Raw genomic sequence first — 20,977 nt, forward strand, 5'->3', positions numbered from 1 at the left:
AAGAAAGGGCTGGAGATAAGCACGCATGCGGCAGCAATCATGGGCGGATATACAGAAGTGGGTTGGGAAGAGCTCCACCGTCTTCATCAAGAAGTTGGCGCGCAACGACTGCGCTTGGGCCGATGGTGCCGAAAATGGCCACCAGAACGGGGTCTATATTCCCCGTGAAATCAGAGAGTCTGATTTCTTTCCATCGCTTCTGAATACCAACAGCGACAAGCCGCACATATTTGATGCCCGGTTCTGGACAGTCTGGCCCGCGACCGGCGAGACACAACACTCAACCCTCAAGCACTACTCAAACAAGGGCACCGAGATGCATTTCACCCGCGTTCCGCGCGGTGAATTCACTGATCTGACGCCAGCTTCGTGGCTGATTGGCGGATATCTTGAACATGACGTGGGCGAGGCAAGCCACTGGTTCATGGTCATTGACTCTGCATCAGAGGAAGCGGAACTCCTTGAGTCCATGTTTGCATTGGACTCGGACTTTCACTTCGCGCTATTCGACCCTACCAACCTCCCGGGCGCGAAGCAGGACGACACCGAGCAGTTGATTGAGGATCTGGCAAAAGCACTACGTGAGGGCAGTCTGGATCAGTTCATCATGGACGCATCGCGAATGCCTGCATCCGAAGACTTCGCTCTACAAGCTCAAGCTGCCTGGCTTGAGGAAAACAATCTTGACAAGATGGACCCTTGGAATATCCCAAACCCGGGAGACGCTGTCATGCGCATCAGCCGGGACATCGAATACGCATTGTACAAACGGTCTGAGGTGAGATTCCGAGCCGCCCAGGTACTCAGAACAGTGTCCATGGATGCCAATCTCGTGTCTGCCATCGTCCGCGGCTTCCCCGAACTGGACGCCACATTCCTCAGCGCCGCCCAGACCAGGAAAAGTCGGGCTGGTCGCTCTTTCGAGCATCATGTGGGACGCGTTTTCAGAGACGGTCGAATCCGCCACGAAGAACAGGTCATCCTTGGAAGCCGAAGACCCGACTTCGTTCTCCCAGACGTGTCTACCCTCAGGTCGAAGTCCCGGGGTTTCAATGACGCCGCGATCGTTTCGTTGAAGACAACTCTGCGTGAGCGTTGGAAACAGCTCTCCCTTGAACGATTCAACGGAGATGTCTTTCTTACCACAGTAGATGACCGCGTGACCGCAGATGCAATCTCGGACATGGCTGACAACGGGATCTGCCTTGTAGTGCCCGAGTCGTTGAAAAAGTCGAAGGAAACTTGCTACGCAACCAAAGCCAACGTCATAACTTTTCGCGTCTTTTTCGATGAAGAGATCTCAAGAAAAAGGCCGTTCCTTCGGCTCTGAACGTTGCATGCCCCTACCTAGGCAGACGGCAACCACTTGGAGAATTCTCGGGGGAGAAGCCCCAGAAATTCATCGACGGGACAATCGTTGAGGTCATACGTGAGCTGAAGTTGACGGACGACTGCCGTGAGCCTGCGGGGAGTTCCTCCCAGCTTGCCGCTGGTACCACGCTTTGGCTTTTGCGCATCAACATCGAAGTACATCCGGTAGGCCGCCGCGATGATGTTCTCACTACCAAAAAGGTCGGGATACGCTCCGAGCTGCTCCCCCACCTCTGTACGAGTGCCGCCCGCGGCAGCTATAAGCAGAACCTTGGCCACTTCTCCGTGTTTGTAGACGGCGAGCCAAGGTGTCCTCACCAAGTGCCGGTAGTAGCGCTGGAAGCTGAATCGCTTATCGAGAACATAGACCGCTTCCTCGAGAATTTTCCGCGCCCCGGATGTATTGGATTTGGCTATCACATCGAAGAAGAAGAGCGCGAACCAAGACCATAAAGCGTGGTTGCGGGATATCTCTCTGGGCTCGCAGTCTGCAAACACCGTATTGAGGTACACACCGAAGTCGTAGGCGTTCTCGAACTGCTGCAGCTCCACCTCTAGCGAAGGTGTAAATGGCTCGGAGAACTTTCCATCTTCAAGGATTTCCCTGGGTGGCTCCAGTTTAGGAGCTGTCTTTACTGCAGCGATGTATTCCTTGAACCGTTGCAACCCTGCATCATTGAGAATCCGTACCGTAGTCATGCTTCCTCCCCCGACAACTCCGCCATGGCCGTCGCAAACTTGTGTTTGGTAGCGAAATTCTTCGCCATGTCATCCGCAAGCTCATCGACGTCAGTCACTTCATCCGCAGATACAGCTCGACCAAGTTGCTCCTCCAGCCATAACTTCCAGTCAGTAAACCATTCAGCATCTTCAGGGACACCAGAGTCTTCATCCCAGATCCGCCGAGCTATCTGGCGGACAACTTCTGGGTAAATCATTCCCATCAGGACGGAGTCGGATTTGAGTCGTTCCATGATGCCAGGAACGCGACTGTTGACCGCCAATTCGGGACCGGCGTCTGGATCAAAGACCAACCGCCAGACCTCTTCACCCAAGTCGCAACTGCGCAATGGGAGCAGAGATTTTCTATGCTTGCCATCGTTCTCGCCCTCAGGCCTGATGCCGTTGGCGGAAGCAAGGAGACGACCGACGTGCTGGGTCTCGTCGACCACCCTAACCCTGAACAGAACGGGTGCACCCTCATCAATGTCGGTGAGTGAACAGTCATCCGGTGGCGTCACCGCAGACGCGGTTCCGAAGTCAAAGCGCATGGACGAAGCACCGATGTAAGCCTCCACGTAAACTCGCGCCTGCGGATCGAGTTTCAAGTCAACCGGAATCTTCACCTCTGCCGTGAAAGACTGTGGATGCCCACCTTTTGCCTCTTGCACGTGAATACGCACATCCGTGCGCAGCAGCTTCTTCCGCCCTGTGTAGTTGAACCGGCGGCTCATGACGTTTTCTCCGCATCGATAATGAGGTCACGGTTGGCGTCGAAGCCCGTCACGTTGACCACAAAGCGAGTCTTCCTGACCTCAACCAGCAGGGTGTTTGCGGAAGCCGCACTCACTTCCGCTCCAAGAGATTCAATCTCGACGCCTTTCTTCGCGAAGTCGAAGTCAGCTGCGGTGTGCTTCTTGAATGGGTTACCACGCAAAACGTCATAGGCAGCACGGACACGAATCGTGATAGGGAGGTCATCTTCAGAAATCTTCCCATCCTGCAACTTGAACCCGCCAGGGAGATCGCTCAACCGATAGCTTCGAGGCCTGGGCTCAATAGGTGGCACTTTCGGTGGACGAGCCTCGGTACCCTTGGGTGCCGCCTGTTTGGAGCCATCCTCTGTGGGCAAAGAAAAAACGCTTACCAGTGCATCCTTGTCTAGCGTCTCCACCGCACTGACCAACACGTTGTGAAGCTTTTTCAAGAGCTGGCGAATGTCCTTCAGACGATCCCCGGCACTACGCCATTTACCAGTTACTTTTTCTGCGGACGCAGACCACCCTGTATGTGCGGGATTCTCGGCATCCCCCAAAAACTCGGATACAGCCCTGTCATCGGCGATCAACGCACCGAAAACCTTGCGCGCCCGAAAATACTTGTGCTCCGCGTTCAGCACGATAGCGTGCCTGACATACAGCGGCTGGTGATCAGACGGCGCGCGCTTGAGAAACGCATCGATGAAGGAAGGGAACTCCTCACCGTTTTTGCGCTTCATGAGAACTGGCGCTCTGACCATCACCATGGCGCCTTCATTGAATTGCCGGCGTAATGATTCGAGCCTATCCACGAGAACAGCCTCCATATCCTTCCTGTGCCAATCTGCGGGCAGAACAAGCGAAGGCCGAAAACCCGGATCCCGAGTGGATTTCATTTCCTGAATGAATGCAGCGAGATGACCGCCGGAGAAGTGTTCGGCATCGAGCTTCTCGGCAAGTTCCGCAAATGAAGATTCGTTGATGAGGACGTCACCAACCTGAACCTCAAGCCGGCCAAAGAGAATCGGAAAGAAGTAGTTCCGCAAAACACCTTGGCATATTCGGTCGAGCGTGATGTTGTCCCGCAAAGCTGGAACCACGATCGAAAGGCCAGGCTCATCCGTCCTCTTCAGGGCGAAGAGCTCCTTGAACGCAAGGATCGTCTGGGGAGTGCGTTCCGGCAACTGGAACTCTTCATCTCCCCTCACCGCATAAAACGCATGTGAGTCGAGCCTTGTCCCATCGGGCAGCGTGTGATGGGTGAGGACTGCCTGCCCCATCAATAGCGGCTCACCATCATCGCTTCGAACGGTCAGCCCGAGAAACACGCGGGCTCGAGATGAACTCGAAAAAACCAACTTCCCCAAGCCCCACCGGCCTAGCGCCTGACCACCCTTGTGCGAGCGCCCCATTCTTCGCCAAAAGTCACAAAAGGGTGCTTGATCCCAACCGTCCCAGCACCCTGTCAATCCGGTTGTACCAAAGTCTTCCACGGTGAGAACCGACATCTCCTCAGATGTGTCGAGCATCGATAGACCGGTTGCGGAAAGATGAGGGTTGAGCTGCTCCACCTTGAGAAAGTTTAAGACATCGCTCAGCCCACTCCCGCTGAACTGCATGACGCGGAAGCAGACCCGAACCCTTTCGCACTGGTTCCTGTCATTCGCGTCGAGCGAGTTCTGAATGGATTCACGCACCAAGGCATCGACCAATTCGACATCATCGTTATCGAACTGATCCCGCTGCGTCGGCGGGCGCTCCATCTCATTGGCTGGCAACTGACGAAAAAGTAATTCCATTTTGGCAGTCCCCCTGACCGCAATTCCGATCCTGAATCGTGCACGACACCTTGCCATGAGGCAACACATCTAAGACATGGCCCGATACAGATAGGGGTTGCCACGATTTGATTTGACTGACTCCGTAGGGTGGTCAATCTGCAAGCGGACACCCGACGTGCGGGCCAGGATGGGCCGCCGCTCTACGTTCCGGCGAACAAAGCCTGGATTCGGCCGTAAGGCATAGCACCCGTGGCCAGCGACTCGGAACGCCCACTATCGAGAAAATTCCGCGCCAATGTTTCCGCCTTGCCCCAGAGCATCTGCGAAATACCGGAGCCTGCGCTGAAGCGCCGCACGCCGAGCTGACCCAGCTCGTCGACCGGCATCAGGCCCGGCCATGCCATCACGTTGAGCGGCAGGCCTGCCCCCGCCACGATGGCCTGGATTTCCGCCGGTTCGTGCAGGCCGGGAACGAACAAGCCGTCGGCACCGGCCGCGCGATAGATCGCGCCGCGTGACAGCACTTCATCGACCCGCCGCGAGGCATCGACCAGGTTGGCCAAGTACACGTCGGTGCGTGCATTCACGAAGATGTCCGAACCCGCCTTTGCGGCGGTGTTCTTGATCGCTTCGATTTTCGCGGCGAGTACGGCTGGCGCGCCAGCGCCGTCCTCGATATTGATGCCGGCGATGCCGACATCGAGCAGTCGCCGGATCGTCTCGCCTACCGTCGCGGCATCATCGGCGTAGCCGTTTTCCATGTCGACCGACAACGGCACGGTGAGGACGCGCGCGATGCCGGCCGCGGCATGGATCGCGGCGTCCACCGGCAGCTTTCCCCCATCCGCGTAGCCAAGCGCCCAGGCCAAACCTGCGCTGGTGGTGGCGATGGCCGCGGCGCCCAGGCTTTCGAACAACCTGGCACTGCCGGCGTCCCAGGCATTGGGTAACCGCAGCGGCTGCGGGCCACCATGCAACTGACGGAAGATGGCTGCGTTCGCTGACATGTCGACCTCCGATGTATCGCCGATGCGGATCGTGCATTCTGCTCGAAGTTTTATCCCGGCAACAGCAACAGGCAGCAGGTGCACCGAGTGCGGGAAGGATGGGCCGCCGCTTTACCCGCGGCCCCTGTGCAGCGGTGAGCTGGTGTCGGGTATGAATGCCCGGCAAGCGCCAAGCGGGATGTCGTTTTCTCTTGGTCACTTCTCTTTGACTCCGGGCATCCTGCCCTACGCCTTTCGGGCCAGCTTCGCTGTTCGTGCACACTCCCGCGCACACGTGGACAAGCAAAAGAAAAGTGACTCGCGCTCCACAGGAGCACGAAAGCTCTGCTTGTTTCTACTCGCTTCGTCAGGTGAGTTCGTGGCGAGCACCCGCCCCTCATCCCGACCCTCTCCCCAAAGGGGAGAGGAGACAAAAAGCCCGCCGGTTGGCGCCGATGGTTAGATTCTGAAAAGGTCCCATTCGACCCAAAGCAGACATGCTGGCCGAGACCCGCTACAAACTCTCCCTGAGCATTGTCGATTTCCGATCATCAGCTTCGTCATCAATGCATCCCCACTCAAAAGGATTTCCCATGAAATACCTCGGCCTGGCCTACTTCACCCCCGAAAAATTCACCGCGATGGCGCCAGACGACGTCAAGGCATTGGTGAGCCAGTGCCCGGCATTGGACGAGAAGATGCGCGCTACCGGCAAGGTTTTGGTCTCCGCGTCGCTTGGCGATCTGGACAGCTGGAGGACGCTTCGCCCGCGCAGCGGCAAGACGCACATCAGCGATGGGCCTTACACCGAATCGAAAGAAGTGGTGGGCGGCCTGTTCATCATCGAGGCGGACAGCCATGACGAGGCGCTGCGCATCGCATCCATGCATCCGGCCGCCACGCTGGGCGAAGAAGGCGGATGGGCCGTCGAGCTTATCCCCATGGATTTCTACCTCGCCCGATGAGGGCCTGGACGCCCGCCTCAAGATTGCTTTGAGGCCCTTTCCCCACAAACACCTTCACGGCTTAGTGAGTCATCGTGGCGATGTCCGCTTCCGGCGGCGGATGCAACCGGCGGATGCAACACATTGCCGATAATGTTCGGCGGCTGATCCGCCGAACTATTTCGGCGTGAGGCGGAACAGGCCGCCGGGCTCGGCGTCTTCCACCATCCAGAGCGAACCGTCCGGCGCCTCTTCGATATCGCGGATGCGTTTGCCGATGCTCCAGCGCTGGGCCACGGTGGCGCCGCCGTTTCCGTCAAACGTGACGCGAATAATTGCCTCGCTGGCCAGGCCGCTGATCAAGGCGCTGCCATTCCATTGCGAGAAGATGTGGCCCTTGTAGAACATCAGATTGCCCGGCGCGATCACCGGCACCCAATAGATCACGGGCTTGGCGAGATCGGGCCGCGTATCAGGACTGGGAATGGGCACGCCGTTGTAGTTGACGCCATAGGAGACCAGCGGCCAGCCGTAGTTCTTGCCACGCTTGATCAGGTTCAGTTCGTCGCCGCCGCGCGGGCCATGCTCGAGTTCCCACAGTCGACCATCGGGAGCGAAGGCGAGGCCATAAGGTGTGCGGTGGCCGGTGGTCCAGGTTTCGGCCGGCGTCAGGTTGGGCCCGGGGAACGTATAGGTGCTGACCACCGGCGCAGTCTTGGCTTTCTCGGTATCGGTTGGCGGATCGATCAACGAAATGGTGTGGGAACCGACCTTGCCTGCCCACGGATTGCCCGGCGCGGGTTTCCCGTCCAACGTCAGCCGCAGGATCTTGCCTACCGGTTGGTTGGGATCCTGCGCTGGAGTGAAGCGCTGGCGGTCGCCCACCGTGAGGAAGAGGTACTTGCCATCCGGCGAGAAGGCGATTTGAGCGCCTGCCTGGCCGCCCTTGCCCGTGGGCATCTGGCGCCATAGCACCTGGAATCCGTTCAGCCGGGGCTGCTTGCCGTCCAGCACGAGCCGGCCCCGACCCATCGCCAGGCCGCCGCCGTAGTCACCCGGCGCGACATAGGTGAGATACACATTGTGGTCGGTGGCGTAATGGGGCGAGAGGAATACGCCCAGCATGCCGTCCTGGCCTTCAACATAGCTGGCCGGGACACCCTTGAGTTCAGTCTTCTCGCCTTGCTGGGTGACCAGATCGACACGGCCGACCTTCTCGGTCACCAGCATGCGGCCATCGGGCAGGAATGCGATACGCCAGGGCAGATCGAAGCTCGCCACCTTCGTGATGGTGAAGGGAAGGTTTGGATCGGCTTTCTGTTCGCCCGCATTGGTCTGCGCATGGGCGGCGCTTGTCAGCAGAACCATGAGGACGCCTGCGGTTACCAGCTTCATCATTTGCATATGTTTCCTTGCGTCCCGGTGACCCGCTACATCCTAGTGCTCTGAATGCCGTCTCGGTGTGACGGTTCCCTTCGACCCGGGCCGCACGGACGCCTTGCAAGACCAGACCGATGTGGACTCCTTCTCTGCGCTCGAACCCATCGCAGATGGCTTCCGCAATTACGTAAGGGCAAGTACTGCTTATCAGCAGAGGCGCTACTGATCGACAAGGCGCAGCGGTGACTCTTCGCTGGGGCGACAGATAGGTGAGATTCCCGCGAGCACCCACCCCTCACCTCAGCCCTCTCCCCATAGGAGAGGGGGAAAACCGCCGAATGACGCGCGGTGATGTGTCGCCAAAAAAAAGGCCGCCAAGCTGGCGGCCTTCTCATCTCGGCAACGAGAGTTGCCAATCACCCCAACAACACCCGATTCATCCGCTGCACAAACGCCGACGGATCCGGCAACTGCGCGCCCGCCGCAATCTCCGCCTGCTCCAGTAACAGCGTCGCCAGATCCTTCGCCTTCGCCTCGTCCGTTTCCGCTTCGACGCGCTTCAGCAGCGCATGCTGCGGATTGATCTCCAGTGTCGGCTTGGATTCCGGCATGTCTTGACCAGCTTCGCGCAACAGACGCGCCAGATGCGGGGCCATTTCGTAATCGCTGAGGGCGAGGCACGATGGTGAATCGGTGAGGCGCGCGGAGACTTTCACATCGCCAACGCGATCGCCGAGCAGCTCCTTGAGCTTCTTCAGCAACGGCTCGGCTTCCTTGGTGGCTTCTTCCTGCTTCGCCTTGTCCGCCTCGTCCAGTGGCACGTCGCCCTTGGCGGCGCTCTTGAGTTTCTTGCCTTCGTATTCGCTCAGGGAACCGATCATCCATTCGTCGATGCGGTCGAACATCAGCAGCACTTCGATGCCCTTGGCCTTGAACGCTTCCAGCTGCGGGCTGCCGAAGGCGGCGGCGTAGCTGTCGGCAGTGATGTACCAAATGGCTTCCTGACCTGCGGCCATGCGGCCGATGTAATCGTCCAGCGAAACGTTCTGCTGCGTGCCTTCGCCCTTGGTGCTGGCGAAGCGCAGCAGCTTGGCGATGCGTTCGCGGTTGTTGGCGTCTTCGCTGATGCCTTCCTTGAGCGTGTTGCCGAAGGCCTTGTAGAAGGTGGCGAATTTCTCCGGCTCGTCCTTGGCCAGTTTCTCGATCAGGTCGAGCACACGCTTGACGCAGGCGGACTTGATGCGCTCGAGCTGGCGGTTTTGCTGCAGGATCTCGCGGCTGACGTTGAGCGGCAGGTCGTCGGCATCGACCACGCCGCGCACGAAGCGCAGGTAGTTCGGCAGCAGCTCTTCGGCCGCGTCCATGATGAAGACGCGCTTGATGTACAGCTTCAGTCCCTTGCGCTCGTCGCGGCCGCCCATCATCAGGTCGAACGGTGGCTGCGAGGGGATGTACAGCAAGGTGGTGAAGCTCTGGCTGCCCTCGACGCGGTTGTGCGTCCACGCCAGCGCGTCGTTGAAATCGTGGCCGAGCGACTTGTAGAAGCTCTGGTAGTCCTCGTCGCTGATCTCCGACTTCGGTTTGGTCCACAGTGCCGAGGCGGCGTTGATGGTTTCGAATTCGTCGGTCGGCTTGCCGTCCTTCTCCACCGGCATGCGGATCGGGAAGGCGACGTGGTCGGAGTACTTGGTGATCAGCGAACGCAACTGCCAGCGCTTGAGGAACTCGTCCTCGTCGGCCTTCAGGTGCAGGATGACGGACGTGCCGCGCCCGGCCTGCTCGACCTGCTCCAGCGAATACTCACCCTTGCCGTCGCTCTCCCACTTCACGCCCTCGCTCGCCGGTGCATCGGCGCGGCGGGTGATTACGGTGACCTTGTCGGCCACCACGAAGGCCGAATAGAAGCCCACGCCGAACTGGCCGATCAGCCTCGCATCGGCCTTCTGTTCGCCCGACATCGCCTCGAGGAAGCGCTTGGTGCCGGAGCTGGCGATGGTGCCGATGTTCGCCACCACCTCGTCGCGGTCCATGCCGACGCCGTTGTCGCGGATGGTGACGGTGCGCGCGTCCGGATCCCAGCTCACGTCGATATGCAGCTCGCTGTCGCCGGCCATCAGCTCGGGCTTGGCGATCGCCTCGAAGCGCAGCTTGTCGCAGGCGTCGGAGGCGTTGGAGATCAGCTCGCGCAGGAAGATCTCCTTGTGCGAGTACAGCGAATGCGTGACCAGGTGCAGCACCTGGGCGACTTCGGCTTCGAATTTGCGGGTTTCGGCGGGTGCGGTCATGCGAGGATGTTCCGTTGATGCGTGGATGTTGAATTCTTTTGATCGTCATTCCGGCCTACGCCGGAATGACGGATCTGAAAGTTTACGGCTTGGCCGTGCCTAACTGGCGTTCTGCAGTGCAGCGATGCGCTCGTCCAGCGGCGGATGGCTCATGAACAGTTTCTTGAAGCCGTCAGCCAGCGGGCCGGAGATGCCGAAGGCGGCGATGGTGTTGGGCAAGGTGCTTTCGCCGTGGTTGGCCTGCAGCCGCTGCAGCGCGGAGATCATCGCGCCGCGACCGGCGAACTTGGCGCCCGCGGCATCGGCGCGGAATTCGCGCCAGCGCGAGAACGCGGCCACGATCATCGAGGCGAACAGGCCGAACACCACCTGCAGCACCATCACCACCACGAAGTAGCCGATGCCACCGCCACCACGGTTGTCGTCACGACCGCCGGACATCCAGCTGTCGACCAGCCGGCCGACGATGCGCGCGGCCAGGATCACCAGCGTGTTGAGCACGCCCTGAATCAGGGTCAGCGTAACCATGTCGCCGTTCGCCACATGGCCGATCTCGTGACCGAGCACGGCGGTGATCTGCTCACGATCCATCTGTTGCAGCAGGCCGGAACTGACCGCGACCAGCGCATGGTTCTTGGTCATGCCGGTGGCGAACGCGTTCATTTCCGGCGCGTCGTAGATCGCCACCTCGGGCATGCCGATGCCGGCGTTCTGGGCGTGGCGACGCACGGTGTCGACCAGCCAGCGCTCGGTTTCGTTCTGCGGCTGGGTGATCACCCGCGCGCCGGTCGACCACTTGGCGATCATCTTGGACATCGCCAGCGAGATGAAGGCGCCGCCCATGCCGAACACGGCGGCGTAGGCCAGCAGGCCGCCCATGCCGCCATAGCCGCGGGCCGCGGCCATCTGGTCGATGCCGAACAGGTGGCAGACGATGCTCAGCAGGAGCAGAACGGCGAGGTTGGTACCGATGAACAATGCGATGCGACGCATGGCTGTCTCTCTTTCTATCTATGGCAGTCATGAAGGGGATGCACGCCGATGTCGACACCGACGCGTGAATGAAAATTCGGGGCGCACAGGCACCGTTTCAAGGGTCGGCATCGTCTGTCGAGCACGCTGCGTACCCTAAAATGGCCGTATGACCTATCGCGGCCGCTTCGCCCCCTCGCCCACCGGGCATCTGCATTTCGGCTCGCTGGTGGCTGCCGTGGGCAGCTGGCTGTGCGCCCGGCATGCCGGCGGGCAGTGGTTGCTGCGGATGGAGAACATCGACCCGCCGCGCGAAGTCGCCGGCTCGGCGGCCAGCATTCTGGCGGCGCTGCCGGCATTCGGGCTGGTCGCCGACGCGCCACCGTTATTCCAGTCGCAGCGTATCGACGCCTACGACGCGGCGTTCGAGCAGCTACGCGCGACCGATCAGGTGTTTCCCTGCTGGTGCAGCCGCAGCGACCTGGCCGACGCGAACGGGATGCATCGCGACGGCGCCTGCATCGCGCCGCCCGAACCGGATCGGCCACCGGCGTGGCGACTACGCATACCGGATATCGACGTGGTGTTCGACGATGCGCTGCAAGGTCCGCAACAGCAGAACCTGCGCGAGAGCGCGGGCGATTTCGTGATCAAGCGGGTCGAGGGCTACTACTCCTACCAGCTGGCCTGCGTGGTCGATGATGCGTTCCAGGGCATCACCGAGGTGGTGCGCGGCAGCGACCTGCTCGATTCCACCGCGCGGCAGATCTGGCTGCAGCGCTGCCTGGGCCTGCCGACACCAGACTATCGCCACTTGCCGCTGGTGCTGGATGCCGGCGGCCGCAAGCTGTCGAAGTCCGAACAGGCTTTCCCGGTCGACCCTACCAATCCGCTGCCGGCACTGCGGCGAGCACTGGCCTTCCTGCGACTGCCGCCGACGGACGCGAGCGATGCAGGCGATTTACTGGCGCAGGCATGGGTGGCTTTCGATCCGGCCGCTTTGCCGCACTGCAGCGGTCACTCTGTCGCCTGAAACGCTATAACTGCGCATGCGCGCCGGCTTCGTGACCATGGCTGCAACCTTGGCCTGGCATGCTCCGACGCGACAGCCTTCGGCTTTACCTTCACAGGAGATCAGGGACATGACACAGCGCACGGCATTGGTCACGGGCGGCACCGGCGGCATCGGCAGCGCGATCATCCGCTACCTCGCCAGCCAGGGGCATCGGGTCGCCACCAATTACCGCGATCAGGCCAAGGCCGAGGCGTGGCATGACGCGATGGCGAAGGACGGCATCGAGGTTTGCATGGTGCAGGGCGACGTCACCGACCCGACCGCCTGCGACGTGATGATCCGCGCCATCGAGGAAAAATGCGGCCCGATCGACATCCTGGTCAACAACGCCGGCATCACCCGCGACAGCACCTTCCACAAGATGAACTACCAGCAGTGGACGGACGTGATCAGCACCAACTTGAACGCCTGCTTCAACGTCACCCGCCCGGTGATCGACGGCATGCGCGCGCGCAAGTGGGGCCGCATCGTGCAGATCAGCTCGATCAACGGCCAGAAGGGCCAGTACGGCCAGGCCAACTACGCCGCGGCGAAGGCTGGCATGCACGGCTTCACCATCTCGCTGGCGCAGGAGAACGCAAAGTTCGGCATCACCGTCAACACCGTCTCGCCCGGCTATGTCGGCACCGACATGGTGATGGCAGTACCCGAGGAAGTGCGCGAGAAGATCGTGGCGCAGATCCCGGTGGGGCGGCTTGGCCGCCCCGATGAAATCGCGCATGCGGTGGCGTTCTTCGCCGGCGATCAGGCCAGCTGGATCACCGGGGCGAACCTGGCGATCAATGGCGGGCATTACATGGGTTGGTAAGCGCATGCCCTGTAGGAGCGGCTTCAGCCGCGATGCTCTTGGCCTGTCTTTCGGTAGCACGGGAAAAGCATCGCGACTGAAGTCGCTCCTACAACGCTCCTGCCGGAGGAGCTGGCTCGAACCGCTGGGTTCGCCGCTTCATTTCCCCAACAATTTCTCCAGCACCTTGCCCACCGCTGCGAATGCGAACGCACCGGTGACATGGGTGGCGGCGCCAAGCCCTCCACCGCAGGCCAGATTCAACACATCGCCACCCGGCGGACGATTGCCGCACACCGTGCCGTCCGGCTGCGGGTACTGCACGTTCTGCAGCGAGTACACCGCCGACACGCCGAAGTAGCGATCCGGGTTGCGCGGAAAATTGAAGTCGGTGCGGAGCTTCTTGCGGATCAGGCTGAACATCGCGTCGTGCTCGGTGCGCGACAGATCGCGCACGCGGATCTGGGTGGAATCGGTACGCCCGCCGGCCGAGCCCACACTGACGATCGGCAACTTGCGCCGGCGACACCAGGCGATCGTCTCCAGCTTCACGCGGAACGCGTCGCAGGCATCGAGCACCACGTCGTAGCCGCGATCGAGCAACTCGTCCAGCGTCGATGGCGTGAGGAAACGTTCGATCGGATCGAGCTGGATTGCCGGATTGATCGCCTGCGCTCGCGCTGCAATCACACCGACCTTGGACTTGCCGAACTCGCCATCCAGCGCATGCAGCTGGCGGTTGGTATTGGACACGCAGACTTCATCGGCGTCGATCAAAGTGAGCCGGCCCACGCCGCTGCGCGCCAGTGCCTCGGCCGCCCACGAACCGACGCCGCCTATACCGATCACGCACACATGCGTCTGCGCCAGCGTGGCCACGCTGCCGATGCCGTACAGGCGTTCGACTCCGGCAAAGCGTTCAAGCGGGAAATCCGGCGCACTCATGCCGGCATGCCGCCGTTGGTGTATCTGGGGGTTTCTGCGAATACCACGGGGTAATCCTGCTGCGATGTAACCGTCATTATCGCGCCTGCGTGGATGCAACGCATCGGCACGGGTTATTCTTGCCGCCTTCCTTGGCAGCTGTGGAACCGAATCGATGCGCGTCGCTCTGTTGATCCTGCTGGGCCTGGTGATTGGCGTGATCGGTACGGTCAACGTCATGAGCACGCTGAGTGCACGCAACCCAATGCCGAAGGCGGTGATGCACACCATGGGTTATCACATGGGCGAACTGGGGCATGCGCTGAAGGCGAAGCAGTGCGAAGCGGCCAGCATCCAGCATCACCTGCAGCGCCTGCAGTCCACCGCCACCGACATCGTGCCGGTATTCGGCGTGACCGAAAAGGACTTTACCGACGACGCCAGCCAGTTGCAGGATCACCTGCAGCAGGCGTTGCAGTCCGCGCCTGCGGATTGCGCGGCACTCGCCGCGGCGATCAAGCCGATCAACGACACCTGCAAGAGCTGTCACCAGAAATACCGCTGAGGCATCCCGCGCTCAGAAGCTGACTTTCCCGCGCAGCATCTGCCCGTACATCACCCAGTCGCCGAGCAGGCTGTACAGCGGGTGCTTGAACGTGGCCGGGCGGTTCTTCTCGTAGCCGTAATGGCCGATCCAGGCACAGCCGTAACCGAACACAGGCATCAGCCATAGCCAGCTCAGCTGGCCGGTGTACAACGCCACCAGCAACACGACGATCACCAGACTGCTGCCGATGAAATGCAGACGACGACAGCTTCGGTTGCTGTGTTCGCTCAGATAGAACGGGTAGAACTCGGCGAAGCTGCTGAAGCTGGACATGTGCGCGTGGGCTCCGTGGTTGATTGACCCGATTATTCCGGCAGCGGAATGAACTCGTCCTCGTCGCCCACCACCTTCCCCCAACGCTGCGCCTGCCAGTCGCGCTTGGCCTGCTCGATGCGCTCCTTGGTGCTGGCGACGAAGTTCCACCACAGGTGCCGCTCGCCATCCAGCGGTGCACCGCCGAACAGCAGCAGCCTGCTCGCCTCGTCCGCGCGCAGCGACGGTGCCGAAGCTCCGGTCTGCACGGCCATCTGGGTGGCGCCAAGCTCCAGCTCGCCCCAGCGCACCGCACCGTCGACGACGAAAACACCGCGCTCGACATGCTCCTGCGGCAACGCCAGCTCGGTGCCAGCGGCCAACTGCACCTCGAGCAGGAACATCGGCGCGAACACCTTGACTGGCGACTCCTGTCCGTACGCGCTGCCGGCAATCAGCACCGCCTGCATGCCGGGCTGACGGATTGTCGGCAAGGTGGCGCGCTCATGGTGGTGAAATTCCGGTGCGACCTCGGCGTCGGCCTGCGGCAGCGCCACCCAGATCTGCACGCCATGCAGCGCCTGTCCGTCGCGACGTTCGTCCGGCGGCGTGCGCTCCGAATGCACGATGCCGCGCCCGGCGGTCATCCAGTTCACTTCACCGGGACGAATGTCGGCCACGCTGCCGATGCTGTCGCGGTGACGGATCGCGCCGTCGAACAGCCAGCTCACCGTGGCCAGCCCGATATGTGGATGCGGCCGCACGTCCAGACCACTGCCGGGCGCAAACGTCGCCGGCCCCATGTGGTCGAAGAACACCAGGGGACCGACATGGCGCGCCTGCAGCACGGGCAGCATCCGCCGCACGGTGAAGCCATCGCCGAGATCGTGCAGGCGGCCTTCGATCAGGGTCGGGTTTGCTTCCATCATGTTCTCCGTCGCTTACCAGGCGCGCCGATACTGGATCGGCGCTTCGATTTTTGCATCGAGTTGTTGTGCCGCCCGGCGCGGGAAATACGGATCGCGCAGGCTTTCGCGCGCCATCAATACCACGTCGGCTTCGCCGTTGGCGACGATCTCCGCGGCCTGTTCGACCTCGGTGATCAGGCCCACCGCGCCGGTGGCGATGCCGGCTTCGCGGCGGATACGCGCGGCAAACGGCACCTGGTAACCGGGCGCCAGCGGAATCGTCACATGCGGCAGCAGGCCGCCGCTGGAGACGTCGATCAGATCGACGCCGAGCGGCTTCACCTGCTGCGCCAGCTGCACGCTCTGCTCGATATCCCAACCGCCTTCCTCAGCCCAGTCGGTGGCGGAGATACGCAGCCACAGCGGCAACTCGGCCGGCCACACCTCGCGCACCGCGGTGATCACTTCGCGCACGAGGCGGCTGCGATTCTCGAAACTGCCGCCGTAGCTGTCACTGCGCTGGTTGCTCAGCGGCGACAGGAACTGGTGCAGCAGGTAGCCGTGCGCCGCATGCAGCTCGATCAACTGGAAGCCAGCCACCAAAGCCCGCTGCGCGGCTGCGCGAAAATCCGCGACCACAGCACGAATACCTGCTTCGTCCAGCGCCTGCGGCACGTTCCAGCCTTTATCGAACGGCAACGCCGACGGCGCCACGGTCAACCAGCCCTGTCCGGGCGGCACCGGGCCATGCCCTTCCCACGGACGCAACGTGCTGGCCTTGCGTCCGGCGTGCGCCAACTGAATGCCGGCGATCGCACCCTCTGCCTTGATGAAGCGGACGATCGGCTGCCACGCATCCTGCTGGGCTTGGTTCCACAGGCCGGTGTCCTGCGGCGAGATGCGTCCCTGCGCCGAAATCGCGGTGGCCTCGGCGATCACCACCGCGGCACCGCCGACGGCACGGCTGCCCAGGTGCACCATATGCCAGTCATTCGGCACGCCGTCGATGGCCGAGTACTGGCACATCGGCGATATCACCAGACGGTTGCGCAGGCTGAGGCTGCGCTGGGCGAACGGCTCGAACAGGTTCATGGGGTATTTCCGCGTGGAGTCAGCCCATCGATATGCAGGCAGCCTTGCAGCGGATCAAGCGGCCGGATGAGTACGCGCGCTCGGCACTGCTTCCTGTGTCGCGATCCAGCCGGCGATGCGGGCGGCGATTGGCTGCGGAGTCTTCATCCAGCCGAAATGATCGGCCGGCCTGTCGTCGAGGTCGTGTGACGTGATGACCTCCACGCGGCGGCTGGCCCGCGGCATCTTGTCGAACAGCCAATCCAGCGACGCCTGCGGTCCCAGCCAGTCGTCGTGCAGGCGCAATGCCAATGTCGGCAACGACAATGCGGCCAATGCCTGCTCGAAATCCTGCGCCATCCCGGCGGCTGCATAGCGACCGGTGCGACCGCTGCGGGCCCAGTCGGCAATCACCCCGCGCGCCTCATTGCCGGCGAAACCGATCCGACGTCCGGGCAGATAACCCACCAAGGCGGCCAGCCATGGCGCAAGGACATAAGCCATACCGATCAGGCCGCCAAAGCGGAAGCGACGCCAGTACGGTGAACCACTGGCCACCAGCACCAAGCCGGCATGTTCAGACGGGTGCAGGCTGGCATACAGCGAACCCAGCTGGCCGCCCAGACTGTGCCCACCCAGCCAGCAGGCTGCCTGCGGCCAGCGCGTACGCACAACGGCCAGCGCTGCCGGCAGGTCATGCGCCAACAACTCGCGATAACCCCAATCGTCCCGATGCCCTGCGCGTCGATTGCTGGAACCGATGCCGCGCCATTCGTGCACAACCACCGCCACGCCGTGCGCGGCCAGCGCCTCGGCCAGCGGCAGGTAATGCCTGGCGGGAATGCCCATCGCCGGCAGCCAGTAAAGCAGCTGGCGCCATGCGCCGACCGGCTGGACACACAACAATTCGAAGCGTGCGCCGTCGTCGACCGCAACCGGGATGATGGCCTGCGCGATCGATGCGGCAGTTGCTGCCGGCAGCGGACAGGGGGCCTGATTGGAAAAGGAAATGGACATGTCGGCAGGCTAGCGAATGGTCATGCCCATCACAAAAGAGGCCGGCTTGCGCCGGCCTCTTCCGGATGCCACCGCCGCCATCAAGCTGCGGTGACGTCTTCGGCCTGCAGGCCCTTCTGGCCGTCGACGACCTTGAAGCTCACTTTCTGCCCTTCCTGCAGACTCTTGAATCCCGTGCCGGTGATGGCGCGGAAATGCACAAACACGTCAGGGCCATTTTCGCGGCTGATAAAGCCGAAACCCTTGGCGTCGTTGAACCACTTGACTGTACCTACTTCACGATCCGACATGACTCACTCCGATCCATTACCAGGCGCTTGGACAAACCGACCCCAACGGGTCGACGACTTACTGGGCATGCGAAGGGTCGGCTGTAACGATAGGGATTCAGGAAACCCCATACCGGACACGCACATCACCGAGCAGACACAGTGCCCCAAGCATAACGGATTTTCAGCAAACAAGTGATTTGTCAAGCAGATTGTCATGGCCATTATCCGGGCAAGAAAAAACCGGGCAGCGGCGCCCGGTTTTCCTTGTATCTGAAACGGTTATCAGGCCGCGGACACTTCGTCGGCCTGCAGCCCCTTCTGGCCTTGCACCACCGTGAAGGAGACCTGCTGACCTTCCTGCAGGCTCTTGAAACCCGAACCTGTAATTGCCCGGAAATGCACGAAAACGTCGGGGCCATTGTCACGGGCAATGAAACCGAAGCCCTTGGCGTCGTTGAACCACTTGACGGTACCGATCTGACGATCAGACATGTTAATCACTCCACTGGGTTTATAGACTCAACCTGCACCATGCGGCAGGCCGACTTACTGGTATGCAAGGAAACAATCCTGGGGTGAACGATGAGGCAGATCGCGGATCAGCTGCATCGGGTCACAAACTCTGCTGACCCCGGCAAACACAGTCGGCAAAGCATAGCGGCAGAACCGGGGGGATGCGATATTGCAGACGGCTGCATGGAATGAAATCGGTTTCATTGATTTTGTCCGCCGGATGACAAATTCAGATTTTGTTTACCTCGAACGCGGTCTAGTGTGAGTCCGTCCGATACCGCCGAATCGTTTTGCCCTTTCCAGCTGGATCACCCACCGAGGAGCACCGAGCATGCCCACCCTGCCCCGACTGACCCTGTCCGGCATCATCGCCGGCCTGCTGCTGGCTGGCTGTGCCCACCAACCGGCGGCCCGAACCACACCGAAAGTTGCGACAACGTCCACAACAGCAACCACCTCGACTCCGGCAACTGCCGGTAGCAGTAGTGCCGTACGCAGTCCGCGCCACAGTACGACTCCGGCGACCCCCAAAGGCCATGTGACCGTCGAGAACGTCAACCTGCCCGCCCAAACCGGCATTCCGGCCTGTGACGATTATCTGTCCAGCTATATGGCCTGCCACCGCGCGGCAGGCATCTACACGGCGGATCAATTGCCGAAGCGCTACGAAGCCATGCGCACCAGCCTGCTGCTCGATTCGGAAAACCCGGATATCCGTCCGCAGCTGGCCGCCCGCTGCAATTCGCTGGCTGTCGTGCTGCGCGAGGCCTTGAATGGCAAGTCGTGCGCAGTGAACCCGGCGCCGGCCGGCAGTACGCCGTAACAGCTGCCCAGACCTATGCTCCGGCCCGCCAAGCCGCCCGCAATGCCTTCGCCACGCTCACCGGCTCGGTGCGACCCAACCTGATATCCGGCGTGCCATGCCAGCGCGCGGTGTGGGCGATGGCTGCGGAAACCGCCTGTATCAGCGCCGGTTCGGGCGTCACGCCGGACTCCAGGAACAGCACCTTGACCTCGAACACGCCCTCGCCGCGATGCGCCTTGGCATCCAGCCGGCCGATCAGCCGGCCGCGATGCAGGATCGGCAGCACGAAGTAGCCGTAGCGACGTTTCGCCGCCGGTGTGTAGCACTCGATGGTGTACTCGAAATCGAACATTGCCCGTGCCCGTGCCCGATCCCACACCAGCGGATCGAACGGCGACAGCAGTGTGGTGTGGGTGGCACGCAGGCGCCCCTGCAACGCCCGGCCCAGCACCTCGGCATGATCGCGATGTACGTAGCCCGGTACAGGCCAACCTTGCACCGGCACGCTCAGCAAATCGCCACGGACCAGCAGCGGCGCCAGTTCCCGCTCGGTCACGGCCGGCTTGAGCCGGTAGTAGTCGGCGATCCAGGCAGACTGGGTCACGCCCAGAGCGCGCACGCTGTCGAGGATGAAGCGTTGCCGCAGATCCATCGCGGAGGGCGGCGCGGTGTCTGCATCGAACGGAGGATCGAGTCGGGCCAGCACGTTCGCGGCCAGGTCGTACACGCGCTGGAAGTTCTCGCGCCGCGCCACCATCAGCTCGCCCAGCGCAAACCAGGCTTCCAGCCAGCGCTTCTCCGGTTTCCACTCCCACCAGCCTGTTTTCGCGGTGTCGCCCTTGCGTTCGAAATCCGCCGCGCGGACCGGGCCGGTATTGCGAATGCCATCCAGCAATGCGTCCATCTCGACGCGTTGCTCGCCATGCATGCGCTGTGCATGCCGATGCGCCCAGTGATTCCCACGCTGACCCAGCCAGCCACGGTGCAGGCCGACATCGGCCGCAGCGACGAAGCACGCCTCGTGCGCCCAGCATTCGACCAGCTGCCCTTGCGCCAGCGCCTCGTCCAGCCACGCCATCGGATAGTCGCCCAGCCGGGCATGCAGCACCAGATAGGGGCTGCGTGCAACCACGTGGATGGTGTCGATCTGCAGCAGGCGCATGCGTTCGATCGTCGCCACTACGTCGCTGCGACGTGGCCGACGGTGCAACGGCTGCAACAGTCCTTGCGCCGACAACTGCAGCAGGCGCGCCTGCCCCAGGCTCAACATGCGGCGATTACCTGAAGCTGCGTGCAACGACACGGCAGCTTCACGGCATCTTGATCAGGATATTGAGCCGGCATTTACAAAGTCCCTGCTAGCGTGACCTCAAGTCCGGCAACCGACAGCTCGAATTTCTGCGCTGTATCGATGGCGGATGTCCTCAGCAACTTTCTCGCAAGTATTCTGGCATGGAGTATCGAAGATGAAATCTCACAAGCCGCTTTTGTCCACCCTCGCCGTCGCGGCGTTCCTGTTTGCAGGCACGCTGATGGCCCAGGATGCACC

General features: G+C 61.7%; 21 protein-coding genes. 6 read left to right on the forward strand and 15 right to left on the reverse strand.

Annotation, left to right across the window (positions count from 1 at the left end; all coding sequences use genetic code 11):
- Positions 1-25 precede the first annotated feature (25 nt).
- On the forward strand, positions 26-1,330 hold the full coding sequence (locus B0E48_RS06185; protein WP_077517103.1) for a type II restriction endonuclease: 1,305 nt from the start codon (positions 26-28) through the stop codon (positions 1,328-1,330).
- 17 nt (positions 1,331-1,347) lie between these two features.
- Here B0E48_RS06185 and B0E48_RS06190 read toward each other — a convergent pair whose 3' ends face one another.
- The 4 genes from B0E48_RS06190 to B0E48_RS06205 form a co-directional block, all read right to left on the reverse strand.
- Positions 1,348-2,070 carry a hypothetical protein gene (locus B0E48_RS06190; protein ID WP_077517104.1) on the reverse strand — a complete coding sequence of 241 codons (723 nt, stop codon included), beginning with the start codon at positions 2,068-2,070 and terminating at the stop codon, positions 1,348-1,350.
- Positions 2,067-2,825 carry a hypothetical protein gene (locus B0E48_RS06195; protein WP_077517106.1) on the reverse strand — a complete coding sequence of 253 codons (759 nt, stop codon included), beginning with the start codon at positions 2,823-2,825 and terminating at the stop codon, positions 2,067-2,069. The genes B0E48_RS06190 and B0E48_RS06195 overlap by 4 nt, the downstream gene beginning before the upstream one ends.
- The gene (locus B0E48_RS06200; protein WP_077517107.1) at positions 2,822-4,648 is read right to left on the reverse strand and encodes a hypothetical protein; all 1,827 of its coding nucleotides are present in this window, start codon (positions 4,646-4,648) and stop codon (positions 2,822-2,824) included. The genes B0E48_RS06195 and B0E48_RS06200 overlap by 4 nt, the downstream gene beginning before the upstream one ends.
- Positions 4,649-4,830: 182 nt before the next feature.
- A complete protein-coding gene (locus B0E48_RS06205; RefSeq protein WP_077517109.1) occupies positions 4,831-5,637 on the reverse strand; it encodes an isocitrate lyase/phosphoenolpyruvate mutase family protein in 807 nt (268 codons plus the stop codon).
- 572 nt (positions 5,638-6,209) lie between these two features.
- Between B0E48_RS06205 and B0E48_RS06210 the strand changes: the two genes are divergently transcribed.
- Entirely contained in the window at positions 6,210-6,581 is a 372-nt protein-coding gene (locus tag B0E48_RS06210) for a YciI family protein (protein WP_077517111.1), read from the forward strand.
- A 156-nt stretch (positions 6,582-6,737) separates the two neighbouring features.
- Here B0E48_RS06210 and B0E48_RS06215 read toward each other — a convergent pair whose 3' ends face one another.
- The 3 genes from B0E48_RS06215 to htpX form a co-directional block, all read right to left on the reverse strand.
- Complete coding sequence (locus B0E48_RS06215; RefSeq protein WP_254423884.1) at positions 6,738-7,928, reverse strand: PQQ-dependent sugar dehydrogenase; 1,191 nt, start codon at positions 7,926-7,928, stop codon at positions 6,738-6,740.
- Positions 7,929-8,356: 428 nt separating this feature from the next.
- On the reverse strand, positions 8,357-10,225 hold the full coding sequence (gene htpG, locus B0E48_RS06220) for a molecular chaperone HtpG (RefSeq protein ID WP_077517114.1): 1,869 nt from the start codon (positions 10,223-10,225) through the stop codon (positions 8,357-8,359).
- A gap of 99 nt (positions 10,226-10,324) precedes the next feature.
- Positions 10,325-11,218 (reverse strand): protease HtpX, encoded by an 894-nt coding sequence (htpX, locus tag B0E48_RS06225; protein ID WP_077517115.1) that lies wholly within the window; start codon positions 11,216-11,218, stop codon positions 10,325-10,327.
- Positions 11,219-11,366: 148 nt separating this feature from the next.
- On the opposite strand from htpX, the gene gluQRS reads away from it, so the two are divergent.
- Both gluQRS and phbB read left to right on the forward strand, forming a co-directional pair.
- On the forward strand, positions 11,367-12,230 hold the full coding sequence (gene gluQRS / locus B0E48_RS06230; protein WP_077517117.1) for a tRNA glutamyl-Q(34) synthetase GluQRS: 864 nt from the start codon (positions 11,367-11,369) through the stop codon (positions 12,228-12,230).
- 109 nt (positions 12,231-12,339) lie between these two features.
- A complete protein-coding gene (phbB, locus tag B0E48_RS06235; protein WP_077517119.1) occupies positions 12,340-13,080 on the forward strand; it encodes an acetoacetyl-CoA reductase in 741 nt (246 codons plus the stop codon).
- A gap of 138 nt (positions 13,081-13,218) precedes the next feature.
- On the opposite strand, the gene B0E48_RS06240 is transcribed toward phbB, so the two are convergent.
- Positions 13,219-14,004: a tRNA threonylcarbamoyladenosine dehydratase gene (locus B0E48_RS06240; protein WP_077517120.1), complete on the reverse strand. Its 786-nt coding sequence runs from the start codon at positions 14,002-14,004 to the stop codon at positions 13,219-13,221.
- 154 nt (positions 14,005-14,158) lie between these two features.
- On the opposite strand from B0E48_RS06240, the gene B0E48_RS06245 reads away from it, so the two are divergent.
- Positions 14,159-14,548, forward strand: a complete 390-nt coding sequence (locus B0E48_RS06245; RefSeq protein ID WP_077517122.1) for a cytochrome c — start codon at positions 14,159-14,161, stop codon at positions 14,546-14,548.
- Positions 14,549-14,560: 12 nt separating this feature from the next.
- On the opposite strand, the gene B0E48_RS06250 is transcribed toward B0E48_RS06245, so the two are convergent.
- The 6 genes from B0E48_RS06250 to B0E48_RS06275 form a co-directional block, all read right to left on the reverse strand.
- On the reverse strand, positions 14,561-14,863 hold the full coding sequence (locus B0E48_RS06250) for a DUF962 domain-containing protein (protein ID WP_077517124.1): 303 nt from the start codon (positions 14,861-14,863) through the stop codon (positions 14,561-14,563).
- A 32-nt stretch (positions 14,864-14,895) separates the two neighbouring features.
- Positions 14,896-15,768, reverse strand: coding sequence for a pirin family protein (locus B0E48_RS06255; protein WP_077517148.1), 873 nt, complete (start codon positions 15,766-15,768; stop codon positions 14,896-14,898).
- Positions 15,769-15,783: 15 nt separating this feature from the next.
- On the reverse strand, positions 15,784-16,842 hold the full coding sequence (locus B0E48_RS06260) for an NADH:flavin oxidoreductase/NADH oxidase (protein WP_077517126.1): 1,059 nt from the start codon (positions 16,840-16,842) through the stop codon (positions 15,784-15,786).
- 54 nt (positions 16,843-16,896) lie between these two features.
- Positions 16,897-17,838 (reverse strand): alpha/beta fold hydrolase, encoded by a 942-nt coding sequence (locus B0E48_RS06265; RefSeq protein WP_077517128.1) that lies wholly within the window; start codon positions 17,836-17,838, stop codon positions 16,897-16,899.
- Between the two features lie 80 nt (positions 17,839-17,918).
- On the reverse strand, positions 17,919-18,128 hold the full coding sequence (locus B0E48_RS06270) for a cold-shock protein (protein WP_077517130.1): 210 nt from the start codon (positions 18,126-18,128) through the stop codon (positions 17,919-17,921).
- Between the two features lie 264 nt (positions 18,129-18,392).
- Complete coding sequence (locus B0E48_RS06275; RefSeq protein WP_077517132.1) at positions 18,393-18,602, reverse strand: cold-shock protein; 210 nt, start codon at positions 18,600-18,602, stop codon at positions 18,393-18,395.
- 352 nt (positions 18,603-18,954) lie between these two features.
- Between B0E48_RS06275 and B0E48_RS06280 the strand changes: the two genes are divergently transcribed.
- Entirely contained in the window at positions 18,955-19,446 is a 492-nt protein-coding gene (locus B0E48_RS06280) for a hypothetical protein (RefSeq protein WP_077517134.1), read from the forward strand.
- Positions 19,447-19,459: 13 nt separating this feature from the next.
- Here the strand turns inward: B0E48_RS06280 and B0E48_RS06285 are convergent, their stop codons facing one another.
- Positions 19,460-20,698, reverse strand: coding sequence for a crosslink repair DNA glycosylase YcaQ family protein (locus tag B0E48_RS06285; RefSeq protein ID WP_077517136.1), 1,239 nt, complete (start codon positions 20,696-20,698; stop codon positions 19,460-19,462).
- Positions 20,699-20,977: the final 279 nt, after the last annotated feature.

Origin of the sequence: Rhodanobacter sp. C03, from assembly GCF_002001175.1 — a bacterium.
In the GTDB taxonomy this organism is placed as follows: domain Bacteria; phylum Pseudomonadota; class Gammaproteobacteria; order Xanthomonadales; family Rhodanobacteraceae; genus Rhodanobacter.

Bases quoted from the DNA above. Each gene is read 5' to 3' on its own strand.
- B0E48_RS06185 (WP_077517103.1), top strand. From the start codon at position 26: ATGCGGCAGCAATCATGGGCGGATATACAGAAGTGGGTTGGGAAGAGC.
- B0E48_RS06190 (WP_077517104.1), bottom strand. From the start codon at position 2,070: ATGACTACGGTACGGATTCTCAATGATGCAGGGTTGCAACGGTTCAAG.
- B0E48_RS06195 (WP_077517106.1), bottom strand. From the start codon at position 2,825: ATGAGCCGCCGGTTCAACTACACAGGGCGGAAGAAGCTGCTGCGCACG.
- B0E48_RS06200 (WP_077517107.1), bottom strand. From the start codon at position 4,648: ATGGAATTACTTTTTCGTCAGTTGCCAGCCAATGAGATGGAGCGCCCG.
- B0E48_RS06205 (WP_077517109.1), bottom strand. From the start codon at position 5,637: ATGTCAGCGAACGCAGCCATCTTCCGTCAGTTGCATGGTGGCCCGCAG.
- B0E48_RS06210 (WP_077517111.1), top strand. From the start codon at position 6,210: ATGAAATACCTCGGCCTGGCCTACTTCACCCCCGAAAAATTCACCGCG.
- B0E48_RS06215 (WP_254423884.1), bottom strand. From the start codon at position 7,928: ATGGTTCTGCTGACAAGCGCCGCCCATGCGCAGACCAATGCGGGCGAA.
- htpG (WP_077517114.1), bottom strand. From the start codon at position 10,225: ATGACCGCACCCGCCGAAACCCGCAAATTCGAAGCCGAAGTCGCCCAG.
- htpX (WP_077517115.1), bottom strand. From the start codon at position 11,218: ATGCGTCGCATCGCATTGTTCATCGGTACCAACCTCGCCGTTCTGCTC.
- gluQRS (WP_077517117.1), top strand. From the start codon at position 11,367: ATGACCTATCGCGGCCGCTTCGCCCCCTCGCCCACCGGGCATCTGCAT.
- phbB (WP_077517119.1), top strand. From the start codon at position 12,340: ATGACACAGCGCACGGCATTGGTCACGGGCGGCACCGGCGGCATCGGC.
- B0E48_RS06240 (WP_077517120.1), bottom strand. From the start codon at position 14,004: ATGAGTGCGCCGGATTTCCCGCTTGAACGCTTTGCCGGAGTCGAACGC.
- B0E48_RS06245 (WP_077517122.1), top strand. From the start codon at position 14,159: ATGCGCGTCGCTCTGTTGATCCTGCTGGGCCTGGTGATTGGCGTGATC.
- B0E48_RS06250 (WP_077517124.1), bottom strand. From the start codon at position 14,863: ATGTCCAGCTTCAGCAGCTTCGCCGAGTTCTACCCGTTCTATCTGAGC.
- B0E48_RS06255 (WP_077517148.1), bottom strand. From the start codon at position 15,768: ATGGAAGCAAACCCGACCCTGATCGAAGGCCGCCTGCACGATCTCGGC.
- B0E48_RS06260 (WP_077517126.1), bottom strand. From the start codon at position 16,842: ATGAACCTGTTCGAGCCGTTCGCCCAGCGCAGCCTCAGCCTGCGCAAC.
- B0E48_RS06265 (WP_077517128.1), bottom strand. From the start codon at position 17,838: ATGTCCATTTCCTTTTCCAATCAGGCCCCCTGTCCGCTGCCGGCAGCA.
- B0E48_RS06270 (WP_077517130.1), bottom strand. From the start codon at position 18,128: ATGTCGGATCGTGAAGTAGGTACAGTCAAGTGGTTCAACGACGCCAAG.
- B0E48_RS06275 (WP_077517132.1), bottom strand. From the start codon at position 18,602: ATGTCTGATCGTCAGATCGGTACCGTCAAGTGGTTCAACGACGCCAAG.
- B0E48_RS06280 (WP_077517134.1), top strand. From the start codon at position 18,955: ATGCCCACCCTGCCCCGACTGACCCTGTCCGGCATCATCGCCGGCCTG.
- B0E48_RS06285 (WP_077517136.1), bottom strand. From the start codon at position 20,698: ATGTTGAGCCTGGGGCAGGCGCGCCTGCTGCAGTTGTCGGCGCAAGGA.